14 protein-coding genes are annotated in these 23,068 nt (G+C 72.7%); 10 read left to right on the top strand and 4 right to left on the bottom strand.

Going from position 1 to position 23,068, the window contains the following annotated elements; all coding sequences use genetic code 11:
• The first annotated feature begins 159 nt into the window (after window positions 1-159).
• Window positions 160-1,284, top strand: coding sequence for a GuaB3 family IMP dehydrogenase-related protein (locus ACFYZL_RS01990; RefSeq protein WP_384584629.1), 1,125 nt, complete (start codon window positions 160-162; stop codon window positions 1,282-1,284).
• An 86-nt stretch (window positions 1,285-1,370) separates the two neighbouring features.
• On the opposite strand, the gene ACFYZL_RS01995 is transcribed toward ACFYZL_RS01990, so the two are convergent.
• Both ACFYZL_RS01995 and ACFYZL_RS02000 read right to left on the bottom strand, forming a co-directional pair.
• Window positions 1,371-1,844: a hypothetical protein gene (locus ACFYZL_RS01995; RefSeq protein ID WP_388675243.1), complete on the bottom strand. Its 474-nt coding sequence runs from the start codon at window positions 1,842-1,844 to the stop codon at window positions 1,371-1,373.
• A gap of 123 nt (window positions 1,845-1,967) precedes the next feature.
• Window positions 1,968-3,197: a nucleotide sugar dehydrogenase gene (locus tag ACFYZL_RS02000; RefSeq protein ID WP_384751288.1), complete on the bottom strand. Its 1,230-nt coding sequence runs from the start codon at window positions 3,195-3,197 to the stop codon at window positions 1,968-1,970.
• Window positions 3,198-3,472: 275 nt separating this feature from the next.
• Here ACFYZL_RS02000 and ACFYZL_RS02005 point away from each other — a divergent pair, with 275 nt between their 5' ends.
• The 6 genes from ACFYZL_RS02005 (at window position 3,473) to ACFYZL_RS02030 (ending at window position 16,307) form a co-directional block, all read left to right on the top strand.
• The gene (locus ACFYZL_RS02005; RefSeq protein ID WP_384751290.1) at window positions 3,473-5,179 is read left to right on the top strand and encodes a glycerol-3-phosphate dehydrogenase/oxidase; all 1,707 of its coding nucleotides are present in this window, start codon (window positions 3,473-3,475) and stop codon (window positions 5,177-5,179) included.
• A gap of 149 nt (window positions 5,180-5,328) precedes the next feature.
• Window positions 5,329-7,836 (top strand): protein kinase, encoded by a 2,508-nt coding sequence (locus ACFYZL_RS02010; RefSeq protein WP_388675247.1) that lies wholly within the window; start codon window positions 5,329-5,331, stop codon window positions 7,834-7,836.
• Window positions 7,837-7,914: 78 nt separating this feature from the next.
• Complete coding sequence (locus ACFYZL_RS02015) at window positions 7,915-10,956, top strand: protein kinase (RefSeq protein WP_388675250.1); 3,042 nt, start codon at window positions 7,915-7,917, stop codon at window positions 10,954-10,956.
• Window positions 10,957-11,084: 128 nt separating this feature from the next.
• Entirely contained in the window at window positions 11,085-12,758 is a 1,674-nt protein-coding gene (locus ACFYZL_RS02020) for a serine/threonine-protein kinase (protein ID WP_384751299.1), read from the top strand.
• A 112-nt stretch (window positions 12,759-12,870) separates the two neighbouring features.
• Complete coding sequence (locus ACFYZL_RS02025) at window positions 12,871-14,502, top strand: succinic semialdehyde dehydrogenase (protein ID WP_388675253.1); 1,632 nt, start codon at window positions 12,871-12,873, stop codon at window positions 14,500-14,502.
• A gap of 26 nt (window positions 14,503-14,528) precedes the next feature.
• The gene (locus ACFYZL_RS02030) at window positions 14,529-16,307 is read left to right on the top strand and encodes a GMC oxidoreductase (RefSeq protein WP_384751305.1); all 1,779 of its coding nucleotides are present in this window, start codon (window positions 14,529-14,531) and stop codon (window positions 16,305-16,307) included.
• A gap of 14 nt (window positions 16,308-16,321) precedes the next feature.
• Here ACFYZL_RS02030 and ACFYZL_RS02035 read toward each other — a convergent pair whose 3' ends face one another.
• Together ACFYZL_RS02035 and ACFYZL_RS02040 are read right to left on the bottom strand one after the other, a co-directional pair.
• Window positions 16,322-17,869 (bottom strand): hypothetical protein, encoded by a 1,548-nt coding sequence (locus ACFYZL_RS02035; protein WP_384751308.1) that lies wholly within the window; start codon window positions 17,867-17,869, stop codon window positions 16,322-16,324.
• Between the two features lie 490 nt (window positions 17,870-18,359).
• Window positions 18,360-18,623 carry a chorismate mutase gene (locus ACFYZL_RS02040; RefSeq protein WP_384751311.1) on the bottom strand — a complete coding sequence of 88 codons (264 nt, stop codon included), beginning with the start codon at window positions 18,621-18,623 and terminating at the stop codon, window positions 18,360-18,362.
• 576 nt (window positions 18,624-19,199) lie between these two features.
• Here ACFYZL_RS02040 and guaA point away from each other — a divergent pair.
• From guaA to ACFYZL_RS02055, 3 genes are all read left to right on the top strand, one after another.
• Window positions 19,200-20,786 (top strand): glutamine-hydrolyzing GMP synthase, encoded by a 1,587-nt coding sequence (gene guaA, locus ACFYZL_RS02045; protein ID WP_384751314.1) that lies wholly within the window; start codon window positions 19,200-19,202, stop codon window positions 20,784-20,786.
• A gap of 142 nt (window positions 20,787-20,928) precedes the next feature.
• On the top strand, window positions 20,929-21,690 hold the full coding sequence (locus ACFYZL_RS02050; protein WP_384751316.1) for a class II aldolase/adducin family protein: 762 nt from the start codon (window positions 20,929-20,931) through the stop codon (window positions 21,688-21,690).
• A 117-nt stretch (window positions 21,691-21,807) separates the two neighbouring features.
• Window positions 21,808-23,061 carry a hypothetical protein gene (locus tag ACFYZL_RS02055; RefSeq protein ID WP_384751333.1) on the top strand — a complete coding sequence of 418 codons (1,254 nt, stop codon included), beginning with the start codon at window positions 21,808-21,810 and terminating at the stop codon, window positions 23,059-23,061.
• Window positions 23,062-23,068: the final 7 nt, after the last annotated feature.

The raw sequence follows: 23,068 nt of genomic DNA on the forward strand, positions 1-23,068 counted from the left end.
GCGACACCACCGAAGGGGCGGGCCCGTCCGGGCCCGCCCCTTCGGCGTGCCCGGACGTCGTTCGGAGCAGCGGGGCCGTCCGTACAGCGGTCACCGGAACGCGGGCCCCCGGGGTTCGGGGATACTGGACGGGCAGACCCAGAGGAAAGGCCACCACACGTGACTGAGATCGAGATCGGGCGCGGCAAGCGCGGCCGCAGGGCGTACGCGTTCGACGACATCGCCATCGTCCCGAGCCGGCGTACCCGGGACCCGAAGGAGGTCTCGATCGCCTGGCAGATCGACGCGTACCGCTTCGAGCTCCCCTTCCTGGCCGCCCCCATGGACTCGGTCGTCTCCCCGCAGACCGCGATCCGCATCGGCGAGCTCGGCGGCCTGGGTGTGCTCAACCTCGAAGGCCTGTGGACCCGGTACGAGGACCCGCAGCCGCTGCTCGACGAGATCGCGGAGCTGGACGAGGCGACGGCCAACCGCCGCCTCCAGGAGATCTACTCCGCCCCGATCCAGGCCGACCTGATCCGCGCGCGGATCAAGGAGGTCCGTGACTCGGGCGTCGTCACCGCCGCGGCGCTCTCGCCGCAGCGCACCGCCGAGTTCTCCAAGGCCGTCGTCGACGCGGGCGTGGACATCTTCGTCATCCGCGGCACCACGGTCTCCGCCGAGCACGTCTCCGGCGCCGCCGAGCCGCTGAACCTGAAGCAGTTCATCTACGAGCTCGACGTCCCGGTCATCGTGGGCGGCTGCGCCACCTACACGGCGGCCCTGCACCTGATGCGCACCGGCGCCGCGGGCGTGCTGGTCGGCTTCGGCGGCGGCGCGGCGCACACCACGCGCAACGTGCTCGGCATCCAGGTCCCGATGGCGACCGCCGTCGCGGACGTGGCCGCGGCCCGCCGCGACTACATGGACGAGTCCGGCGGCCGCTACGTGCACGTCATCGCCGACGGCGGCGTGGGCTGGTCGGGCGACATCCCGAAGGCCGTCGCCTGCGGCGCCGACGCCGTGATGATGGGATCCCCGCTGGCCCGCGCCACCGACGCGCCCGGCAAGGGCAACCACTGGGGCATGGAGGCCGTCCACGAGGACGTGCCGCGCGGCAAGAAGGTCGACCTCGGCACGGTCGGCACCACCGAGGAGATCCTCACGGGCCCGTCGCACACCCCGGACGGCTCGATGAACATCTTCGGCGCGCTGCGCCGCTCGATGGCCACCACCGGCTACAGCGAGCTCAAGGAGTTCCAGCGGGTCGAGGTCACGGTCGCGGACTCGCAGCACAGTCGCTGATCGTTCTTCCGTACGTACGCCGGAGGGCCGGCACCCCGAGTGGGTGCCGGCCCTCCGGCGTGTGCGGCGTCAGCCGGTGGCCGACGTCAGTCGGAGACCTTCTTGGCCGAACCGAAGGCGACGAAGCCGCCGATGCCGAAGAAGACGAAGGACATCACGTCCACGCTCTCCTTCCAGATGTCGTTCAGCCCGCCGACGCCGGCCTTGCTGATGACCTCGCCCACGCCGACGTGGCCGTAGTCGGCGAGCGCGAGCGCGATGAAGGTGAGCTGGCCGAGGTAGACGGCGCCGACCGACAGCAGGACGGCGATCACCGGGAGGATCGGGTTGCGGCCGCCGAGCTTGCCGGCGGCGAGGCCGACGAGCAGGCCGACGCCGGCCGCGGCGTAGCCGACCTCGCGGTCGATGGCGTTCATGATGTAGCCGTACGCGACGGCCGAGACCAGGGCCGCGACGACGGCGGCGGCGATGCCGACGCCGATGTTGCCCGAGCGGGCCGGGGCCGGGGCGGGGGCCTCGGTGAAGGAGTCGGGCGCCGGCGGCTGGAAGTTCTGGCTCATGCGGAGATCCCCCCCAGGGAATCGTGGGCACACGTGTCCTGGGGGACGTATGTGCGAGATAAAGAAGTGACGCCGCAGGCTAGCAGTCGCTTACGACATCCGTGAGGGGGATTTTCCGGGCACTCACAGCCGGTGTGCGGCGCCCGCCGGGCTGGCGCCGCGGGTGTCCAGCAGCAACTGGGCCTTCACCGCGAGGCCTTGCAGGTCGTAGGTGCGGTGGTGCTGGAGCAGGATCGTCAGATCGGCGTTGGCGGCGGCCTCGTACAACGATTCGGCACGGGGCACCGGCTGGTCCCGCACCCGCCAGCCCGCGATGTACGGGTCGTGGTAGCTGATCAGCGCGCCCAGGTCGAGGAGGCGGCTGGCGATCTCGCGGGCGGGGGAGCCCTCCTGGTCGGCGAGGTCGGGCTTGTAGGTGACACCCAGGAGCAGGACGCGGGCGCCGCGCGCGGACTTCCCGTGCTCGTTCAGCAGGGTGGCGGAGCGCTGGATGACGTATTGCGGCATGCGGTTGTTGATCTCCTGCGCCAGGCCGACCATGCGCAGGGGGTGGCCCGGGGTGCGGGTGGTGTGGGGGAGGTAGTTGGGGTCGAGGGGGACGCCGTGGCCGCCGACGCCGGGGCCGGGGCGGAACGCCTGGAACCCGTACGGCTTGGTCTCGGCGCAGCGGATGACGTCCCACAGGTCGACGCCGAGGTCGTGGCAGAGCACCGCCATCTCGTTCATCAGGGCGATGTTGACGTGCCGGTAGTTCGTTTCGAGGAGTTGTACGGTCTCGGCCTCGCGCAGGCCGCGGGCGCGGACCACCTTCTCCGCGAGGCGGGCGTAGAAGGCGTGGGCGGATTCGGTGCAGGCGGGGGTGAGGCCGCCGATGACCTTCGGCGTGTTGGAGATGCCGTGGGTGCGGTTGCCGGGGTCGAGCCGGCTGGGGGAGTAGGCCAGGTGGAAGTCCCGGCCGGCCCGGAGTCCGGAGCCCTCTTCGAGGATGGGCCGGAGGTACTCCTCGGTGACGCCCGGGTGGACGGCGGATTCGAGGATGACCGTGGTGTGCGGGCGCAGCCGGGCGGCGAGCGCGCGACCCGCCTCGCCGACGGCCGAGAGGTCGAGGGCGCGGTCGGCGCCGAGGTGGGTGGGGGCGCAGATGACGGCGGTGCGGACCCGGCCGAGCTCGGCGGGATTGGTGGTGACCCGGAACCCCGCCGCCGACATGCGGCGGATCTCGGCGGCTGTGAGGGTGGAGTCCGTGACCGGACCGCTGTCGTAGCCGACGGTCTCGATTCCGGCGGCCACGGCCGCCTGGGCGAGGGGGAGGCCGAGGTGGCCGAGTCCGATGACGGCGAGGTCTGCGGGCATGGGGGTGCCGTCCCTTCCCTGACACGAGGCTGATGCGCGCGCAAGCCGTGTGGACGAGGAGGCCACGCAGGGAGCCGGCGCAATGTCAGACTAGGCGTATATATGACAGATATGTCGCATTCCAGGGTGAAGGTCGCCGTTGTGTTGTCCACAGGCGGTGGCTGATGTGCGTGCGGCCGGTCAGAATCGTGAAAACGGGGATGTGAGCGGGATCACCCGCACCATGCGGGCACGTCCGTACGAGGCGGGAACACCCGCACCAACGGGAGGCAGCCGTGAGGACAGCGACACTGGGGCCGGCGCAGCGGGCCGAGGCCCTCGCCCGGATGGCCGAACGGGAACTGGACGTCCTGGTCGTGGGCGCGGGCGTGGTCGGCGCCGGCACCGCGCTCGACGCCGTGACCCGGGGCCTGTCGACCGGCCTGGTGGAGGCGCGTGACTGGGCCTCCGGCACCTCCAGCCGGTCCAGCAAGCTGATCCACGGCGGGCTGAGATACCTGGAGATGCTCGACTTCGCCCTCGTGCGGGAGGCACTGAAGGAGCGCGGCCTGCTCCTGGGGCGCCTCGCCCCGCACCTGGTGAAGCCGGTGCCGTTCCTGTACCCGCTGCAGCACAAGGGCTGGGAGCGCTTCTACGCGGGCTCGGGCGTCGCCCTGTACGACGCCATGTCCGTCTCCAGCGGCCACGGGCGCGGCCTGCCCGTCCACCGCCACCTCTCGCGCAGGCGCGCCCTGCGGGTGGCGCCGGCGCTGCGCAAGGACGCGCTCGTGGGGGCCCTTCAGTACTACGACGCCCAGATGGACGACGCCCGGTACGTCGCCACGCTGGTGCGCACGGCCGCGGCGTACGGGGCGCACTGCGCCAACCGGGCGAGGGTGGTCGGCTTCCTGCGCGAGGGCGAACGGGTGGTCGGGGCGACGGTGCGCGACGTCGAGGGCGGCGGCGAGTACGAGATCCGCGCGAAGCAGGTGGTCAATGCGACGGGGGTGTGGACGGACGACACCCAGGCACTGATCGGGGAGCGCGGGCAGTTCCACGTACGGGCGTCCAAGGGCATCCATCTGGTGGTTCCGAAGGACCGCATCCACTCCAGCAGCGGACTGATCCTGCGCACCGAGAAGTCGGTGCTGTTCGTCATCCCGTGGGGACGGCACTGGATCATCGGGACCACGGACACCGACTGGGACCTGGACAAGGCGCACCCGGCGGCGTCGAGCGCGGACATCGACTACCTGCTGGAGCACGTGAACTCGGTGCTCGCGGTGCCGCTCACGCGGGACGACGTCCAGGGCGTGTACGCGGGCCTGCGGCCGTTGCTGGCCGGGGAGTCGGACGCGACGAGCAAGCTCTCGCGCGAGCACACGGTGGCGCACCCGGTGCCGGGGCTGGTGGTCGTCGCGGGCGGCAAGTACACGACGTACCGGGTCATGGCCAAGGACGCCGTCGACGAGGCGGTACACGGACTGGACCAGCGGGTCGCGGACTGCGTGACGGAGGACGTACCGCTGGTGGGGGCCGAGGGGTACCACGCACTGTGGAACGCGCGGGCGCGGATCGCCGGGCGGTCCGGGCTCCATGTGGTCCGGGTGGAGCACCTGTTGAACCGGTACGGGTCGCTGACGGAGGAACTGCTCGACCTGATCGCCGCCGACCCGGGACTGGCGCAGCCGGTCACCGGCGCGGAGGACTACCTGCGGGCGGAGATCGTGTACGCCGCCTCGCACGAGGGGGCGCGGCACCTGGACGACGTGCTGACGCGGCGGACGCGGATCTCGATCGAGACCTTCGACCGGGGAACGGGGTCGGCGCGGGAGTGCGCGGAGTTGATGGCGCCGGTGCTGGGATGGGACAAGCAGCAGATCGAGAAGGAAGTGGAGCACTACGAGAAGAGGGTCCAGGCGGAACGGGAATCGCAGCGCCAGCCGGACGACCAGACGGCGGACGCGGCGAGGCTGGGCGCGCCGGACATCGTTCCGTTGTAACTCCGCGATGCGGAAGGGGGAACCGCGGACCCGGGGCGCCCGTCAGTTGCGGAGTGAGGAACAATGAGGTTTCCGCCGGGGTGGGTTACAGCGGGCCCCGGCGGCTGGCGGGGCAGCCGGGGCAGGCTGCAGGAACGCAGAGGGGACGCATGTCGAAGCCGGAGCACACCAACTCGCCTGCGGCGTTGTCCGAGGAGGTGGCGTCGCCGTCGGCTGAGCAGGGCGGCGCGGTTCCGGGCGACGCCCCCGCCGTGTCGCCTGCGGCGGACCCCGCGGAGGCCGGTTCGGCCTCGAGGGACCCCGGCGCGCCTGCGGCGGAGCCGGAGGACGCCAAGCCGATCCCCGCCGCGCCTGCGGCTGCTGACGGTGGGAAGAGTGCCGCCAAGCCGAGCCTGAGCAAGGGCGGGTCTCCGGCTGCGACCGGTGAGGGGAAGGCCGCGCCCGCGGTTGCCGAGCCCGAGGACGCGAAGCCGGCCGAGGCCGGGAAGAGCGCCCCCAAGTTGAGCCTCGGCAAGGACGCGCCCGCGGACGCGAAGCCCGCCGAGGCTGCGAAGACTGCCGAGAAGCCGGGCCCGGGCAAGGGTGCGGCAGGGAGCGAAGGGGCCAAGCCGGCCCCCGGCAAGGCCGGAGGGGAAACGGTCAATCCCGTCGTCGAGAAGGCCGATGCCATGGCGGCGGCCGTCAAGGCCGCGGCTGCCAAGGCCGCCGCGGACGAGAAGCACGAAGGGCGGCTGCTGGCCGGGCGCTACCGGCTCGGAGCCGTGCTCGGCAAGGGCGGCATGGGCACCGTCTGGCGGGCCCAGGACGAGACCCTGGGCCGTACCGTCGCCGTCAAGGAGCTCCGCTTCAGCACCGGCGTCGACGAGGACGAGAAGCGCCGCCTCATCACCCGCACCCTGCGCGAGGCCAAGGCCATTGCCCGGATCCGCAGCGGCGGAGCCGTCACCGTCTACGACGTCGTCGACGAGGACGGCCGGCCGTGGATCGTCATGGAACTCATCGAAGGGCCCTCGCTCGCCGAGTTCGTGCGGGAGAACGGCCCGCTGACCCCGCGCCGCGCCGCCGAGGTCGGCCTCGCGGTGCTCGACGTACTGCGCGCCGCCCACGGCCAGGGGATCCTGCACCGGGACGTCAAGCCGTCCAACGTGCTCATCGCCTCCAACGGCCGCGTCGTCCTGACCGACTTCGGCATCGCGCAGGTCGAGGGCGACCCCTCCGTCACCTCCACCGGCATGCTCGTCGGCGCCCCCTCCTACATCTCCCCGGAGCGCGCCCGCGGCCAGAAGCCCGGCCCGCCCGCCGACATGTGGTCGCTCGGCGGCCTGCTGTACGCCTCCGTCGAGGGCGTGCCCCCGTACGACAAGGGCTCCGCGCTCGCCACCCTCACCGCCGTGATGACCGAGCCGGTGGACCCGCCCAAGAACGCGGGCCCGTTGGCCGACGTCATCTACGGCCTGCTCGTCAAGGACCCCGCGCGGCGTCTCGACGACGACGCCGCGCGCGCCATGCTCACCGCCGTGGTGAACGCGCCCGAGCCCGTCGCGCCGCCGGTCGTCGCCCCGAACGCGGAGGAGACCCGGCAGATATCGCTGGCCGACGCCAAGGAGGCCGTGGACAAGGCCGCTGCCGAGAAGGCGGAGAAGGCGGCCGAGAAGGCAGCCGAGAAGGCCGAGAAGAAGGAACGCGAGCGGCGGGAGCGCGAGCAGCGCGAACGCGCCCGCGCCGCGCTGAAGTCGGCGCGCAAGGAAGCCGCGGCGGCAGCTGCCGCCGCGGCTTCGGCGGCCGCGGCCGTGCCGACCGCCTCCGCGGCCGAGGCCCCGGCCTCCGGCAAGCCCGCGCCCGTCGCGGCCCCGCTCACCGACGTCCTGCCGCGCCGCACGATCGCGATGGCGGTGGCCGCCGTACTGGTGGTGCTCGCGGCGATCGGTTCGCTGATCGCCTACACGGTCGGCGGCGACGACGAGGGCGCCGGCAAGCAGCAGGGCAAGAACGGCGGCAAGCCCACCCCGGCCGCCTCCGGCAACGCGACCCCGGGCCAGGGCCAGGGCGGTAGCGGGAAGAACACCCCGCAGAACGCCTCGCCGAACACCCCCCAGGGCACGCCGTCCTCCTCCGCGAACGCGGGAGCCGGCGGTGATTCGGGCACCACCAGCACGAGCCAGGGACAGGGTGCGGCGCCCGGCGGCGGCGCCGGGGGCCTCCCGGCGGGGTTCGCCACGGTGACGGACCCGGGGTTCCACTTCTCCATGGCCATGCCGCAGGGCTTCCACCAGACGGACACCGCCGGCGAGAACTCCGGCGCCATATACAGCCGTGACGGCGGCTTCCCGCGGATACAGGTCGACTACACCAGCAGCCCGGGCGACGACGCGCGCAAGGCCTGGCTCTCGTTGGCCCCGGCCGTGGCGGGCAGCAGCAAGGGCTACAAGCTGATCGACATCCGAGTGGTGAACTACCGCAACTACCCGACCGTCGCGGACTGGGAGTTCGAGCGGGTGCAGAACGGCGTCAAGGTCCGTGTGCTCAACCGCGGGTTCAAGATGGACGCGACGCACGGCTACGCCATCATGATCAGCTGCGCGGCGGACCAGTGGGACGGCGCGGAGTGCACCCAGATGCGCAACGTGGCGTTCGAGACCTTCCAGCCGCTCGGCTGACCTCGGGACGCGGGCGGCCCCGGCGACGTATCGTGTCAGCGGGGCCACGGGGGACCCGGCGCACTCGGGGGAGGCGATGTGGAGGAGTACGCGGGCCGGATCCTGGCCCACCGGTACCGCCTGCCGCTTCCGCCGGCCGACTACGCCGACTACGAACTCGTCGAGACCCGCGCCTTCGACACGCGCAGCGGGCAGGAAGTCCTCGTACGACAGGTGCCGTTGCCGGAGGTCGTGGACGCCGAGCTGATGGACGGGCCGCGCCCGCCGACCCTCCCGGCGGGGGAACTGCCCGCCGTGCGGCGCGCGATCGAGGCGGCGCAGGCCGCGGCAGCGATCCCGGACCACCCCCGGCTGGACCAGGTCTTCGACGTGTTCGCCGAGGACGGCTCGCTGTGGATAGTGAGCGAACTGGTCCCGGCCAGGCCGCTGGCCGCGCTGATCGCCGACGCACCGCTGAGCCCGTACCGGGCGGCGGAGGTGGCGTCGGACGTGTTGACCGCGCTGCGGGTGCTGCACGCGCACGGGTGGACGCACCGGAACATCACCGTGCGGACGGTACTGGTGTGCGAGGACGGCCGCGTCGTCCTGACCGGCCTGGCCGCGGGCGCGGCGGAGGACGCACTGTGCGGGTACGACCCGGTCCCCCGGGACGCGGGTGCGGTCGCCTCCGGCGGTGAGGCGTGGGGGCCGCCGCCGGGTGGCGGGGGCTTCGACACGGGCGGTGGCGCGGTTGCCTCCGGCGGTGCGGCGCGGGCTGATGACGGTGCGTCGGGCCACGGGCCCGGGGGCTTCGGGGGCGACGCGCGGAGCGAAGCGCTCGCCGGTGCCTCCGGCGGTGGCGAGGGTGGTGCCTTCGGCGTCGAGACGTGGGGACGTGTCCCCGCGGGTGCCTCCGGTGATGCCGGTCGGGAGCCGTGGGAGGCCTCCGGCGGAGCGTCAGGCCAGGAGGCCGGGCAGCCCACCGGCGGCCACGGCCACGGCCACGGTGACGGCGCCGGTCTCGGGTACGGGGGGCCGGGGGCGGACTCGCCCGGGGAGGCTCCGTCGCCCGAGGCGCAGGCGCGGTACGCGCCGTTGGTGGCACCGGGGTACGACACCGGGCCGCGGTACACCGACCACATCACACCGGGGCGTTCCGAGGAGCGGCCCGACCTCCAGGCCGCGGCACGGGCCGGGGCCATCGCCGCGTACCGGGCCGGTTCGCGGGCGGCGGCGGCCCGCGTCATCGAACAGCGCAAGGCGGAGGCCGAGGCGGCAGCGGCTGCGGCAGGGACCCCGGAGCCGGAGCCGGAGCAGGCGCCGGAGCCGGAGCCGAGGCCCGAGGGGTCGAACCTCCCGGAGGGGTACTCGTACCCCTACGGCGGCCCGCAGTCCGGCGCCTCCACCTCCTGGCACGGCGCGACCCCCCGCCGCCAGGCCCTCCCCCCGGCCGGGCCGACGCCGCGGGCCGACGGGACGACCCGGCCGGAGCTGCCCGCGCAGGCGGGATCCGGGCAGGCGGGATCCGCGCAGGGGTACTCCCCACAGGGCGACCCCGCACAGCCCGTGCCGCGCCCGCACGGCGACCCGACGCGCCCGCAGGCCGACCGGCCGAGCCCGCAGGCCGACCCGCCGCGTCCGCACGCCGACCCGGCGCGGGCGGGGTTGCCCGCTCAGCTGGCGTTGCCGCAGGGGTACCGCCAGGCCGAGCCCCCCGCTCCAGACCAGCCGTCGCACGGCGTACCGGGCACACCCGGGTACGGCGGCACGGGCCGCGTGCCCGTACAGCCGGGCCCCGGCCCCGGCCCCGGCCCCGGCCCCGCGCAGGCCGGGCTGCCCGTTCCGCAGGGCGACCACGGCCCCGTGCACGGCTTCTCCGGGCCCGGTGGCCGGATACCCGCACAGCAGGGCGCCGGTCGAGGAGGGGGGATTCGGGGCGGATACGCGCCGCCGCAGGCGAGCCGGCTGGACGCCGAGCGGGCGCGCCAGACGCGGATGGCCGTCGTCGGCGCCGTCACCGAGCGGTGGGCCCCCGAGCAGGCCCGCAGCGTCTCCGGGCCGTGGCAGCTGGCCGCTCCCGTCGGGCCCGCCACCGACCTCTGGGCGCTCGGCGCGCTGCTGTTCCGCGCCGTGCAGGGCCACGCCCCGTACCCGGAGGACAGCGCGGCCGAGCTCGTCGAGCTCGTCTGCGCCGAACCCCCCGCCTTCGCCGAGGAATGCGGCGCGCTGCGCCCGGTCGTGGAGTCGCTGCTGCGCCAGGACCCCACCGAGCGGCCCGACTTCGAGGAGCTGCGCGGTTGGCTGCGTTCCCTCGTGCGGTCGGCTCCCGAGCCGGAGTCGGAGGCCGGCCTCGCCATGCTTCCGATGACGGAGCCGGATCCCGCGCGCCTGCCCGTCGTACGCCGCCGGGGCGAAATGCACGGGCGGCACCGCAATCCGTCCGCCCCGCGCACCCGCAGGCCCCGTTCCCTCGGCCGGACCCTGCTCCTCGGGATCCTCGTACTGCTCGCCGGAGGCGTGGCGTACGCGATGCTGTTCATGCCCCGGGCGGCGGACGGCGGGGGAAGGCAGGAGGCCGCGCCGACACCCCCGAAGCAGAGCCAGGGCCCCTCCCAGGTGCCCACCGGGACCCCCGAGTCCAAGCCGGCGCCCCAGTCGACCGCGACCGCACCCGCCCCGGAGGCGACGGCGCCGCCCGGCTACACCCTCCAGCAGGACCCCGAACACTTCGAGATCGCCGTCCCGGAGGGCTGGGAGCGCCGCAGCGTCAACGAGGCCGGTCAGGTGCGGTACGTGAGCGGGCAGTTCGTGCTGACCGTCGTCCCGGGCCGCGACAAGGTCGAGGGCAACCCCGACCCCGCCGCCTACCAGAAGGACAAGGAGCAGGAGTTGACCCCGTACCGCACCTCCACCTGGTCCTCCGTCGGCGACGTGAAGACCACGACCGTCGGCCGACAACTCCGTGCCACGGGCCGCTACACGTGGATCGACGGCACCGGCCGCAACGTCTTCGCCCGCAACTTCGTCGTCGCGCTCGCGGGCAGCTACCACGTCGTCATGGTCACGGGTCCGGAGGACGAGCAAGGCAAGGTCACCGAGGTCTTCGAGAAGGCCACGGCGAGTTACAAGTCCGGTGGCTGAGAGCGTACTGACGACTGATCAGTACGGCGATTGCGTCACAGTGCTGCCTTTCCGGCCCCGTGTAGTACCGGCAGCGCCCGTGGGCTCCGTAATCTGGCGGCCTGAAGTGTGGAGAGCGGCGGGATTTCGTGGAACAGCAGACAGGTGGGGGCACCGTGCTCGCGGGCCGGTACCGGCTCGTCGAGCCCATCGGCCGCGGCGGCATGGGCAAGGTGTGGCGCGCGCATGACGAGCTGCTGCACAGGACCGTCGCCGTCAAGGAACTGACGGCGGGTCTGTACGTCGCCCAGGCCGACCGGGACGTCATGCACGCCCGTACGCAGAAGGAGGCCCGGGCCGCGGCCCGGATCCAGCACCCCGCGGTCGTCACCGTCCACGACGTGCTGGAACACGACGACCGGCCCTGGATCGTCATGGAGTACATCGACGGCCCGTCCCTCGCGGACGCGGCCAAGGCGGCCGGGCGGATCGAGCCCCGCGAGGCGGCCAGGATCGGCCTGCACGTCCTGGGCGCGCTGCGCGCCGCGCACGCGGTCGGCGTGCTGCACCGGGACGTGAAGCCGGGCAACGTGCTGCTGGCCAAGGACGGCCGGGTCCTGCTCACGGACTTCGGGATCGCCGCGATCGAGGGCGACTCCTCCATCACGCGCACCGGCGAGATCGTCGGGTCCATCGACTACCTGGCCCCCGAGCGGGTCACCGGCGGGACCCCCGGCACGGCCTCCGACCTGTGGTCGCTGGGCGCCACCCTCTACACGGCGGTCGAGGCCCGCTCGCCGTTCCGCCGTACGTCGCCGATCTCCAGCCTCCAGGCCGTCGTCAACGACGAGCCGCCCGCGCTGCGCCAGTCCGGCGCCCTGGCCCCGGTCATCACCGCCCTGCTGCAGAAGGACCCGGCGGAGCGGCCCTCGGCGGAGGAGGCCGAGCGGATGCTGCTGGAGGCGATGGAGGGCCGCGAGCCGAAGGCGGCGCAGGCGTACGTCCCGACCCGCGCGGTGACCCAGGACGAGCTGGCCCCGGCGCAGGACCGGGTCGAGGAGCCGCCCGCGCCCGCGGAGCCCGCGCGGACGGCAGCGCAGACCGCCGCGCAGACGGCCGCGCTGCCGGAGCAGCCGGCTCCCGCGGCGGCACCCGTGCCCGCTCCCGAGGGGCCGGCGGGCGGCTGGCTCAAGCGGGCCTCGGCGATCGCCCTGGTGGCGGCGCTGATCGGCGGCGGCGGCGTGTTCGGCGTGCTCAAACTGACCTCGGACAGCGGCGGCGGTTCCGACAAGAACACGAGCTCCCTCGACGCGAAGGCCGACGACGGGAAGGACGATGACGCGGCGAGCGGGAACACGACGACCGTGCCCGCCGGCTGGAGCGAGGTCGTCGACCCGGAGGGCTTCCGGATCTTCGTCCCGAACGGCTGGACGCGCCAGATGGACGGGAACCAGATCGACTACACCCCTGACAACGGCAAGCACTTCATCCGGATCGCCATCGACCCCACCCCGGACTACGACACCCCGTACGCGCACCTGCTCGACCTGGAGAAGCAGGTGGCGATTCGGACGGACTACAAGCGGATGAAGCTCAACCAGAACACCTTCCGCGACACCACCCGGGCCGCGATCTGGGACTTCACGTGGACCGAGAAGGGGACGCAGGCCGGGCCGCGCCGCGCCAAGGAGCAGATGTACATCGCTCCGAACGAAACCGAGTACGCGATCTACATCTCGGGCCCCGCCGCCGACTGGAAGACCACCCAGCAGCAGTTCGACACGGTGCTCAGCGGCTGGAAGCCCCCGGAGAAGAAGCAGTAGCGGCGGCGGGCCGCGCCGATCGGGTCATCCCGCCAGCAATCACTGGCGGAAATGGCAAAATCCGGTTACCCACGGGTACCCAAAGGCTCGCGGGCGCAATACGCTCACCGCCATGACGGATTCGCAGGCCCCCGCCGCCCCCCTCCGCACCGCACCGCAGCCCACCAACCCGGTGGCCCCGGCCCCGGCCGGCGCGCGGACCGCCGCCGACGTGGTCACCGCAGACCTGGTCGCCCGGCTGACCCGCGGAGTGATCGGCTCCGGCCGCACCGCCAACCACACCCCCTTCACCGGGGAGCGGCTCGCGGAGCTGCCCGAGGCCACCCCCGAGGACGTGGCCGAGGCCTTCGAGCGGGCCCGCGCCGCGCAGCCCGCCTGGGCCGCCGTCCCCGCGCGCAAGCGGGCCGCGGTGCTGCTGCGCTTCCACGACCTGGTGCTGGCCCGGCAGGCCGAGGTCCTCGACCTCATCCAGCTGGAGACGGGCAAGGCCCGCCTGCACGCCCACGAGGAGGTCCAGGCGGTCGCCGTCGCGGCCCGCCACTACGGCCGCAAGGCCCCCGCCTACCTGCGCCCCAAGGGCCACACGGGCGCCATGCCCACCCTGACCAAGGTCACCGAGCTGCGCCAGCCCCGCGGGGTCGTCGGTCAGATCGCCCCCTGGAACTACCCCCTGGAACTGTCGGTCGGCGACGCCCTGCCCGCCTTCGTCGCGGGCAACGCGCTCGTCATGAAGCCCGACACCGAGACCGCGCTGACCGCCCTGTGGGCCCGCGACCTGCTGATCGAGGCCGGGCTGCCCGCCGAGGTCTTCCAGATCGTGCTCGGCGAGGGCCCCGTCGTCGGCCCCGAGGTGGTCCGGCACGCGGACTACGTCTCCTTCACCGGCTCCACCCGCACCGGCCGCGAGGTCGCCCGGGGCGCCGCCGACCGCCTCGTCGGCGTCACCCTCGAACTCGGCGGCAAGAACGCCATGCTCGTCCTCGCCGACGCCGACGTCGAGAAGGCCGCCGCGGGCGCCGTCCGCGCCTGCTTCTCCTCCGCCGGCCAGCTGTGCATCTCCATCGAGCGGCTCTACGTCCACGCCTCCGTCGCCGACGCGTTCGTCGAGCGGTTCGCCGCCCGTACGAAGGCCATGCGACTCGGCGCCTCCCTCGCCTACGGCGCCGACATGGGCTCCCTGGTCGGCGAGCGCCAGCTGGAGACCGTGACCCGGCACGTCGACGAGGCCGTCGCCAAGGGCGCCACCCTCGTCGCCGGCGGCACCGCCCGCCCCGACATCGGCCCGCTCTTCTACGAGCCCACCATCCTCGACGGCGTCGAGGCCCCCATGGCGGTCTGCGGCGAGGAGACCTTCGGCCCGGTCGTCTCGATCTACCGGTTCACCGACGAGGACCAGGCCATCGCCGAGGCCAACGCCACCGCCTACGGCCTCAACTCCAGCGTCTGGACCAAGGACGCCCGCCGCGGCCACGCCGTCGCCGCCCGCCTGCGCACCGGCACCGTCAACATCAACGAGGGCTACGCCCCCGCCTACGGCAGCGCCCAGGCCCCCATGGGCGGCATGAAGGACTCCGGGCTCGGCCGCCGGCACGGCTCCGAGGGCATCCTCAAGTACACCGAGGCCCAGACCGTCGCCCACCAGCGACTGCTCCCGATGGCGCCCTCGCTGGGCATGGACGACGAGAAGTACGCGGCGTTCATGACCCGCAGCCTCAAGGTCATGAAGGCCCTCCGTTTCCGCTAGACCCGACTCCGCCAAGGAGCAACACCGTGTCTGACTCGTACGACTACGACGTCATCGTCATCGGATCGGGCTTCGGGGGGTCGGTCTCGGCACTGCGCCTCACCGAGAAGGGCTACCGCGTCGGCGTCCTGGAGGCAGGACGCCGCTTCACCCGCGAGAGCCTGCCCAGGAACAGCTGGGACCTGCGCAACTACCTGTGGGCCCCGGCCCTCGGGCTGTACGGGATCCAGCGCATCCACCTGCTCGGCAACGTGATGGTGCTCGCGGGCGCCGGTGTGGGCGGCGGCTCGCTCAACTACGCCAACACCCTCTACGTGCCGCCCGCGGCCTTCTTCGAGGACCGCCAGTGGGCGTCCATCACCGACTGGCGCGAGGAACTCGCCCCGTACTACGACCAGGCCAAGCGGATGCTGGGCGTGCGACTGAACCCGACGATGACCCCCTCCGACGTCCACCTCAAGGCCGCCGCCGAGAAGATGGGCGTCGGGAACTCCTTCCACATGGCGCCCGTCGGCGTCTTCTTCGGGGACGGCGACGACGCCGAAGGGCAGCGGAAGGTCCGCCCCGGGGACGAGGTCGCCGACCCCTACTTCGGTGGCGCCGGCCCCTCCCGCAAGGCCTGCACCGAATGCGGCGAGTGCATGACCGGCTGCCGGCACGGCGCGAAGAACACCCTGGGCGAGAACTACCTGTACCTCGCCGAACGCGCGGGCGCCGTCATCCACCCCATGACGACGGTCACCGCGCTCTCCGACCACCCGGAGGGCGGCTACCGCGTCCGCACCGTCCCCACCGACGGCCGGCGCAAGGGAAGGGCGAGCGTGCTGCGCGCCCGGTACGTGGTCGTCGCGGCCGGCACCTACGGCACCCAGACCCTGCTGCACACGATGAAGGACCGCGGCGAGCTGCCGCACCTCTCGGACCGGCTCGGCGACCTGACCCGCACCAACTCCGAGGGCCTGGTCGGCGCGCAGACCGACGACCGCCGCTACCGCAGGCGGCACGGGAACGAGCGGCGCGCCGACTTCACCCGCGGTGTGGCGATCACCTCGTCCGTGCATCCCAACGCCGACACGCACATCGAGCCCGTCCGCTACGGCAAGGGCTCCAACGCGATGGGGTTCATGACCGTCCTCCAGGTCCCCTACAGCACGCACCGGGTGCGCGCCTGGTTCGCCCGGACCGCCCGCCACCCCGTGCAGCTGGCGCGTTCCCTGTCCAACCGGCGCTGGTCGGAGCGGACCATCATCGGCCTGGTCATGCAGTCGTTGGACAACTCCCTGACCACCTACCGCAAGCCCCGCGGCATCGGGAAGGGCCTGCTCACGGCCCGCCAGGGGCACGGCGCCCCCAACCCGGTGCAGATCGCGGAGGCCACGCAGGCCGCCACCCTGCTCGCCGAGGAGATCAACGGCTTCCCCGGCAGCAACATAGGCGAGCTGATGGGGACCCCGCTGACCGCGCACTTCCTCGGCGGCTGCCCGATCGGCGCCTCCGCCGAGGAGGGCGTGGTGGACCCGTACCACCGGCTCTACGGGCACCCGGGCATTTCCGTGGTGGACGGCGCGGCCGTCTCCGCGAACCTCGGGGTCAACCCGTCGCTGACGATCACCGCGCAGGCCGAACGGGCGATGTCGTACTGGCCGAACAAGGGGGAACAGGACCGGCGCCCCGAACAGGGCGCGGCCTACGTACGTCTCGCCGCGGTCGAGCCGGTGCGCCCGGCGGTCCCGAAGGAGGCCTTCGGCGCACTGCGGCTGCCGTTCCTGGCGGTCCCGGAGGTCCCGCCGAAGCGGGACCTCTGAGCCGCCCGGCGCCGTTACGCGTGGTCGCCGCGGCGGCGCCGGAACACGACGAACAGCACGGTGCCCGCGGCGAGGGCGGCGGCCGCACCGACGGCGGTCGCCAGCGCGGAACTGCCGGTGGAGGCCAGGCCGCCGGAGGCGGCGGTGGCCGAGGCGGAGGCGGAAGCCGTCGGAGTGGCCGTGCCGCTCGGGGTGGCCGTGCCGGTCGGCGTGGCCGACGCCGTCGCGGTGGGCGACGGGGACGGGCTGGTGTTCTTGGCGTTCAGGACGATGGCGGCCGTGTTGTTCGAGTGGTCCGGGTCCCACTTCTCCGGCTTGGCCTCGCCGATGGGTGAACCGACCCTGATGGAGCCCTTGGCGTCCGGGACGACCTCGTCGATCCTGAGCTCGAAGGTGTGCAGCACCTTCTCGTCCTCCAGCACCGAGAGCCCGCCGCCGCAGAAGTATTCCTTGTTGCTCTGGCGCGTCTGCATACAGCCTTCGGGGACCTTGGTGACGGTCGTGCCGGGAGGCATCTTGATCTCGGCCACAGCGGCGTAGTCGCGGAGGTCCTTGGTGACCGCCGCCGGGCCGCGGTTGTGGAAGCCGAGGTCGACCTTGACCGTCTCACCGACCTTCCCCGTGGCAGAGGCGCCGATGGCGGCGAAGTCGGCGGTGTTCGCGACCGACCACTGGGCGTCGTAGGAGTCGTTCTCGAAGTCGCCCCCGGGCGCGGTGCGCGGCTTGACCGTCAGCTTCTTGCCCGTGCTCGGCCGGGTCTGCCCCTCGGGGAGCTTCGGCGCTTCGTTCGCCCGGAAGACGTGGACGTCCAGCCGCTCGTTCAAGGCCCGCCCGTTGGCCTTCACGGTGAGGGGCTCGGCCGGCTCGTATGCCGTGCCGCCCTCGAAGGAGCCCTCGAAGGTGCAGGTGATGAGGGTGACGCCCTTGCCGGGGTGCTGAGCTCCGGCAGGTCCGTACGTGCAGTTGTCGTACTTCTCCAGGATGTCGGTGCCCCGGGAGGTGTACATCCGGACGACCGCGCCCTCGGTCGCGACCAGACCGGTGTTCTTGAACGAGAGCGGGACCGCGGTCTGGTCACCGATCGCCTTGATGGGCAACGATATCTTGAGGTCCACGCCGAACTTGGGCCCGCCGACCTGGACGGGAACGTTGTACGGGGTGAAGGTGGCGCCCTCCGTCTTCGCGGTGACGGCCAGCTCGCCCAGGTCGCCCACCTTGCTGCCCTTGCGGGGCTTGAGGGTCAGTTCGAGGCTGGGCGCCGGCACGACACAGGTCATGGTGGTCGCCGCAGTGGTGCACTTCTGCCCTTCCACCTCGGCGAAGCCGGCGACCTCGCTCGTGTCGATCGTGTAGGTGACCGGCTTGCCCTGCCAGCTGGTCTTGTCGAAGTAGCCCACGGTGAGCGGTTTCGGCTGTGCGTACCCCGTGTCCGTCACGGGGTACAGGGACACGGACGCAGGATGGCTCCCGAGCGGGTACACGGGGTCCGCCGCGCCGGCCGGGGCGGCCGGGCCGAGCAGGATCAGGGCGGCTGCGGCCGGCAAGGTCAACTTCTTCTTCATGGGGTGCCAGACCGGCCAACTCCCCGCGCAGTTGCGCCCTTTGTCCTGTGACGGCCGACACAGGCGACAACCGGATGGCCGGGCGGGTACCGCGCTCCCCCTCCGAGCGCGGTAACCACCGCGGTACATGAGTGACAGGTGGTCAGCACGGATGGTTGTACCGGAATCCGTCCTGCCGGGCTGTGGCGTCCATCACGTGGCGAAGCGCGCGGCCGCGGAAACGAAAGAACGGCCGGTCCGGGGCGTCCCCCGAACCGGCCGTCCTCTGTGGGGTGACCGGGCTGCTGTCCCCTGCCGTCCGGTCACGCGAAGGAGCGAGGTCCCATGACGGGCGCTCCACGGGGCGCCCGTCTCATCGCTCCGGCGGAGCCACGCGCGGTGTCGCGGTCACGCACCTGGCCGGCGCGGACAACCTCACCAACGAGGTCCCCCGGGGGCCCGTCACGGTCCGGACGGGTGACGAACAGGCGTCAGCGCCCGCCGCCGGCCGTCACACCCGGCCGCGGCACAGCTCCAGCAGCGTCATGGCGAGGGCGGTGCCGGGCTTGCCGAGGGCGTCGCTCCAATGGGAGAGCACCTCCATCTCGCGCGACAGGTGCACGCGCCGGCCGCCGGAGGAGATCCGGGCGTCCTGGATCACCGTCGAGACGGCCATCCGCTCCTGGATCAGACCGATGATCCGGTCGTCGATCGCGTCGATGCGGACACGGGAGTCGGCGATCAGCTGCTCGGGCGTGGTGGTGATCGTGGTCATGGTCTTCTCTCCTGTCGGGTGTGGCCCGCAGGTCCGGAGAAGCGCAGAGCGCCCCGGTCCTGTCGGACCGGGGCGCTCTGGGAAGTCAGTGGCTCAGGCGAGCATCACGATGACCCATGGCGACCGGACCGGCCGGTGCCATAGGTAAAGAGGAAGCTCAGCTGCTTGCGCACGGAAGGGATTATTGCCGTTCGTGGCCCTCCGGGCCAAGCAGGTTCGGATGTTGAGATCCTGCCCTTCGCGAACGAGGGGATTTCCACCTCACGCTGCCTGGCGGACCGGCGGTCCGTCGGGTCTTCCGCGATCGGCGGTAGCCGGGGTGAGACCAGCCCGGACGAGCATCACGTGTGCGGAGTTCTCGTCCCGAGGGCAGACGGCTCCGCACGTGGTGCACGTGTATGTACGTTCCGACAGCGGAAGTGCGTGCTTGATGCTCACCGTCGGTGCTTGCCGCGCCACTGGGGCGGCCACAGGGCGGTGCCGTGGTCCTTGACTCGGATGGTGAGACGAAGAGGAGGTTACGTCCCCCGTTAGAATCGACAAATACAACCACCTCTTCCGCCGGAAGGCCGCCCCGTGCCAGAAGCACCCTCCGCCGCCCACGACAGCGCCCCGGACACGGTTCTCGTCGTCGACTTCGGCGCCCAGTACGCCCAGCTCATCGCCCGCCGCGTCCGCGAGGCACGGGTCTACAGCGAGATCGTGCCGAGCTCGATGCCCGTCGACGAGATGCTGGCCAAGAACCCCAAGGCGATCATCCTCTCCGGCGGCCCGTCCTCCGTGTACGAAGAGGGCGCACCGCAGCTCGACCGCGCGATCTTCGAGGCCGGGATCCCCGTCTTCGGCATGTGCTACGGCTTCCAGCTGATGGCGACCACCCTGGGCGGGACGGTCGACAACACGGGCGCGCGCGAGTACGGCCGCACCCCGCTGGCCGTCTCCAAGGCCGGCTCCACCCTCTTCGAGGGCACCCCGGAGAACCAGTCGGTGTGGATGTCCCACGGCGACGCCTGCTCCGCCGCCCCCGAGGGCTTCACCGTCACCGCGTCCACGAACGTCGTCCCCGTCGCGGCCTTCGAGAACGACGAGAAGAAGCTGTACGGCGTGCAGTACCACCCCGAGGTGATGCACTCCACGCACGGCCAGCAGGTCCTGGAGCACTTCCTCTACCGCGGCGCGGGCCTGGAGCCCAGCTGGACCACCGGCAACATCGTCGAGGAGCAGATCGCGGCCATCAAGGCGCAGGTCGGCGACAAGCGCGCCATCTGCGGCCTCTCCGGCGGCGTGGACTCCGCGGTCGCCGCGGCCCTCGTGCAGAAGGCCATCGGCTCCCAGCTGACCTGCGTCTACGTCGACCACGGCCTGATGCGCAAGGGCGAGACCGAGCAGGTCGAGAAGGACTTCGTCGCCGCCACGGGCGTGCAGCTGAAGGTCGTCGACGCGCAGGAGCGCTTCCTGAACGCGCTCGCCGGCGTCTCCGACCCGGAGACCAAGCGGAAGATCATCGGCCGCGAGTTCATCCGCGTCTTCGAGCAGGCCCAGCTGGAGATCCTCCAGGAGGACGGCCCCGCGGTCGCCTTCCTGGTCCAGGGCACCCTGTACCCGGACGTCGTCGAGTCCGGCGGCGGCACCGGCACCGCGAACATCAAGTCGCACCACAACGTGGGCGGCCTCCCCGACGACATCGAGTTCGAGCTCGTAGAGCCGCTGCGCCAGCTGTTCAAGGACGAGGTCCGGATGGTCGGCCAGGAGCTCGGCCTGCCCGAGGAGATCGTCCAGCGCCAGCCGTTCCCCGGCCCCGGCCTCGGCATCCGCATCGTCGGCGAGGTCACCAAGGAGCGCCTGGACCTGCTGCGAGAGGCCGACGCCATCGCCCGCCACGAGCTGACCGCGGCCGGCCTGGACCGCGAGATCTGGCAGTGCCCGGTCGTGCTGCTGGCCGACGTCCGCAGCGTCGGCGTCCAGGGCGACGGCCGTACCTACGGCCACCCGATCGTCCTGCGCCCCGTCTCCTCGGAGGACGCGATGACCGCGGACTGGACGCGCATGCCGTACGAGGTGCTCGCCCGGATCTCCACCCGCATCACCAACGAGGTGCCGGAGGTCAACCGCGTGGTCCTCGACTGCACGAGCAAGCCCCCGGGCACCATCGAGTGGGAGTAGGGGCCCCCGCCCCGTACGACGGCGCCGCCGTTCAGCCTGGCTGAGCGGCGGCGCCGTCGTTTCCCGGCCCGGCCGCGGCTCTGGTCTCCTCGGCCCGCCGCGGGTACCTTGCGCCGCGAGCCGAGCCGTCGAAGGAGCGCCCATGCAGGACCAGCCCGTGCCCGTGCCCCTGGAGCGGCTCGCCTACGAGATGCCGCCCCGTTTCGCCACGGCCGACGAGGAGCGCGCGCACCGCAAGGAACGGCTCGCCGAGGCGCTGCGACTGCTGGCGCGGCTGGGCCACGGGGGCGGGGTCGGCGGGCAGATCACCGCCCGGGACCCGGAGTTCGACGACTGCTACTGGGTGAACCCCTTCGGGCGGGCCTTCGCGGGCATCACCGCCGACGACCTGCTGCTGGTCGACGGGGACGGGCGGGTGCTCGTGGGCGGTCGCCGGGTCAACGAGCTGGCCTTCGCCGTGCACGCAGCCGTCCACCGCGCGCGCCCCGGCGCCGTGGCCGTGGTGCGCGTGCGGGCCCCGTACGGACGGGCGCTCGCGGCGCTGGGCGAGCTGCTGGCCCCGATCACCGAGGAGGCCTGTGCCTTTTACGAGGACCACGCGCTGCTGGACGAGTTCACCGGGGTGGCGGAGCCGGGTCGGATCGCGCAGGCCCTGGGCCCGTACAAGGCGCTGATCCTGCGCAACCGGGGGTTGCTGACGGTCGGGGACTCGGTGGACGCGGCGGTGTGGTGGTTCATCGAGGCGGAGCGGGCGGCGCAGGTCCAGCTGACCGCCCGGGCCGCCGGGAAGCCGGTGCCCGTCGATCACCGCGCGGCGGTCGCGACGCGCGAGCGGTTCGGGTCCGATCTGGCCGCCTGGGTGAGCTACCAACCCCTGAGGGAAGAGGTGGCGTCAACATCATGAACCGTTAATCACCTGCTCTGACATCGTGCGCAATCCGGAACACTGCCCCAGTGGTGCACAATTCGCTGGCATTGCACCGTAGTTCAGAGAGGCGGCACGCACGTGGCTGTCCAAGAGATGTCCGAGATGTCCCGCGGGGGTACCCACACGGCTGCCTGTGCCTGCGACGAGTGCGCACGTGAGGGCCACCGCCGCGCGGTCGCCGCGTTCCTGGAGAAGCGCGACGAGTTCGCCTCCGGCCACGGGGTGCCGGCCGCGGTGGCGCACTCCCTCGGCGCCTCCCGCCAGTGGGTCTCCGACGAGCTGACCCTGTCGGCCCGCGCCGCGGCGGACCGGGGCCGGGAAGCCGGGAACTCCTGGCTGTACCTGTTCTCCCGGCGGGCCGTCCTCGCCGTGTGGATCGCCGCCGGGGTCCTGCTGGTGGTCCAGGTCGGCACCGCGCTGGGCACCGGCTGGTCCACCGCCCGCACCGCCGGACTCCTGGCCGCCCTGGTGCTGGCCGGGCTGCTCACGGTCGCGGCGCGCGCCCAGTCGGTGCGCGGCGGGTTGCTGGCCCCGCTGGTCGGCGAGGACAACCGGCTGTCCACCTCGAAGGCGGCGGCCGGCGCCTGGGTCGTGCTGACGGCCTTCGCGACCCTGCTGCCCGCGCTGCGGCTCGCGGCCTCCCCGCCGGGCCCCGAGCGCCAGGTCCTCTACGCGGGGCTCGCGCTGGACCGGGCGCTGCCGCTGCTGGCGGTGGTGTCGCTGACCTCGGCGGTGGCGGTGCTGGTGCGCCGGGTGGTCTCCGTACGGATCATGGGCCAGCGGCTGCAGAAACTCCCCGCGGACCGGCCGCGCGGGGTGGACCTGCTGACGGACGACGCGGGGTGCGGGAGCTTCCCGGACGCGCAGTACGTGCTGGTCTCCACGGTCGTGCTCGCCTACGCGGCGGTGTCGCTGGCCCGCTTCCCCGAACGGCTCCCGCAGCTGCCGTGGGCGCTGGCGCTGCTGGTGGCGCTGTCGGCCGCGGTGTACCTGGCGGCGAAGTACGCGGAGGGCAGCCGCCCCCTCGTCCTGTCGGTGGTCCGCAGACGCGAGCCCGGGGACCTGGACGCCGCGGTCCGCCCCGGGGACGACATCGAGATCCGGGGCGTGGGATTCGTACCGCCCGGAGCGCAGACGCCGGAGATGCTGGCCCGGCTCGTGGTGCGGATCGGCACGATCCACGTACACGTGCCGCTGGTTCCGGTGGCGGGCGGATTCACCAATCCCTCCGACGCGGTGCTGACCGTGCCGGTGCCCGCCGAAGTAGAGCCGGGCCGGATCGACATCCAGGTCGTCACGGCCGCAGGAGTGGAATCCAACCGCTGCGTCATCGACGTGGCCGAATGATCGGGGT

Source organism: Streptomyces sp. NPDC001717 (assembly GCF_042892775.1).
GTDB lineage: Bacteria > Actinomycetota > Actinomycetes > Streptomycetales > Streptomycetaceae > Streptomyces.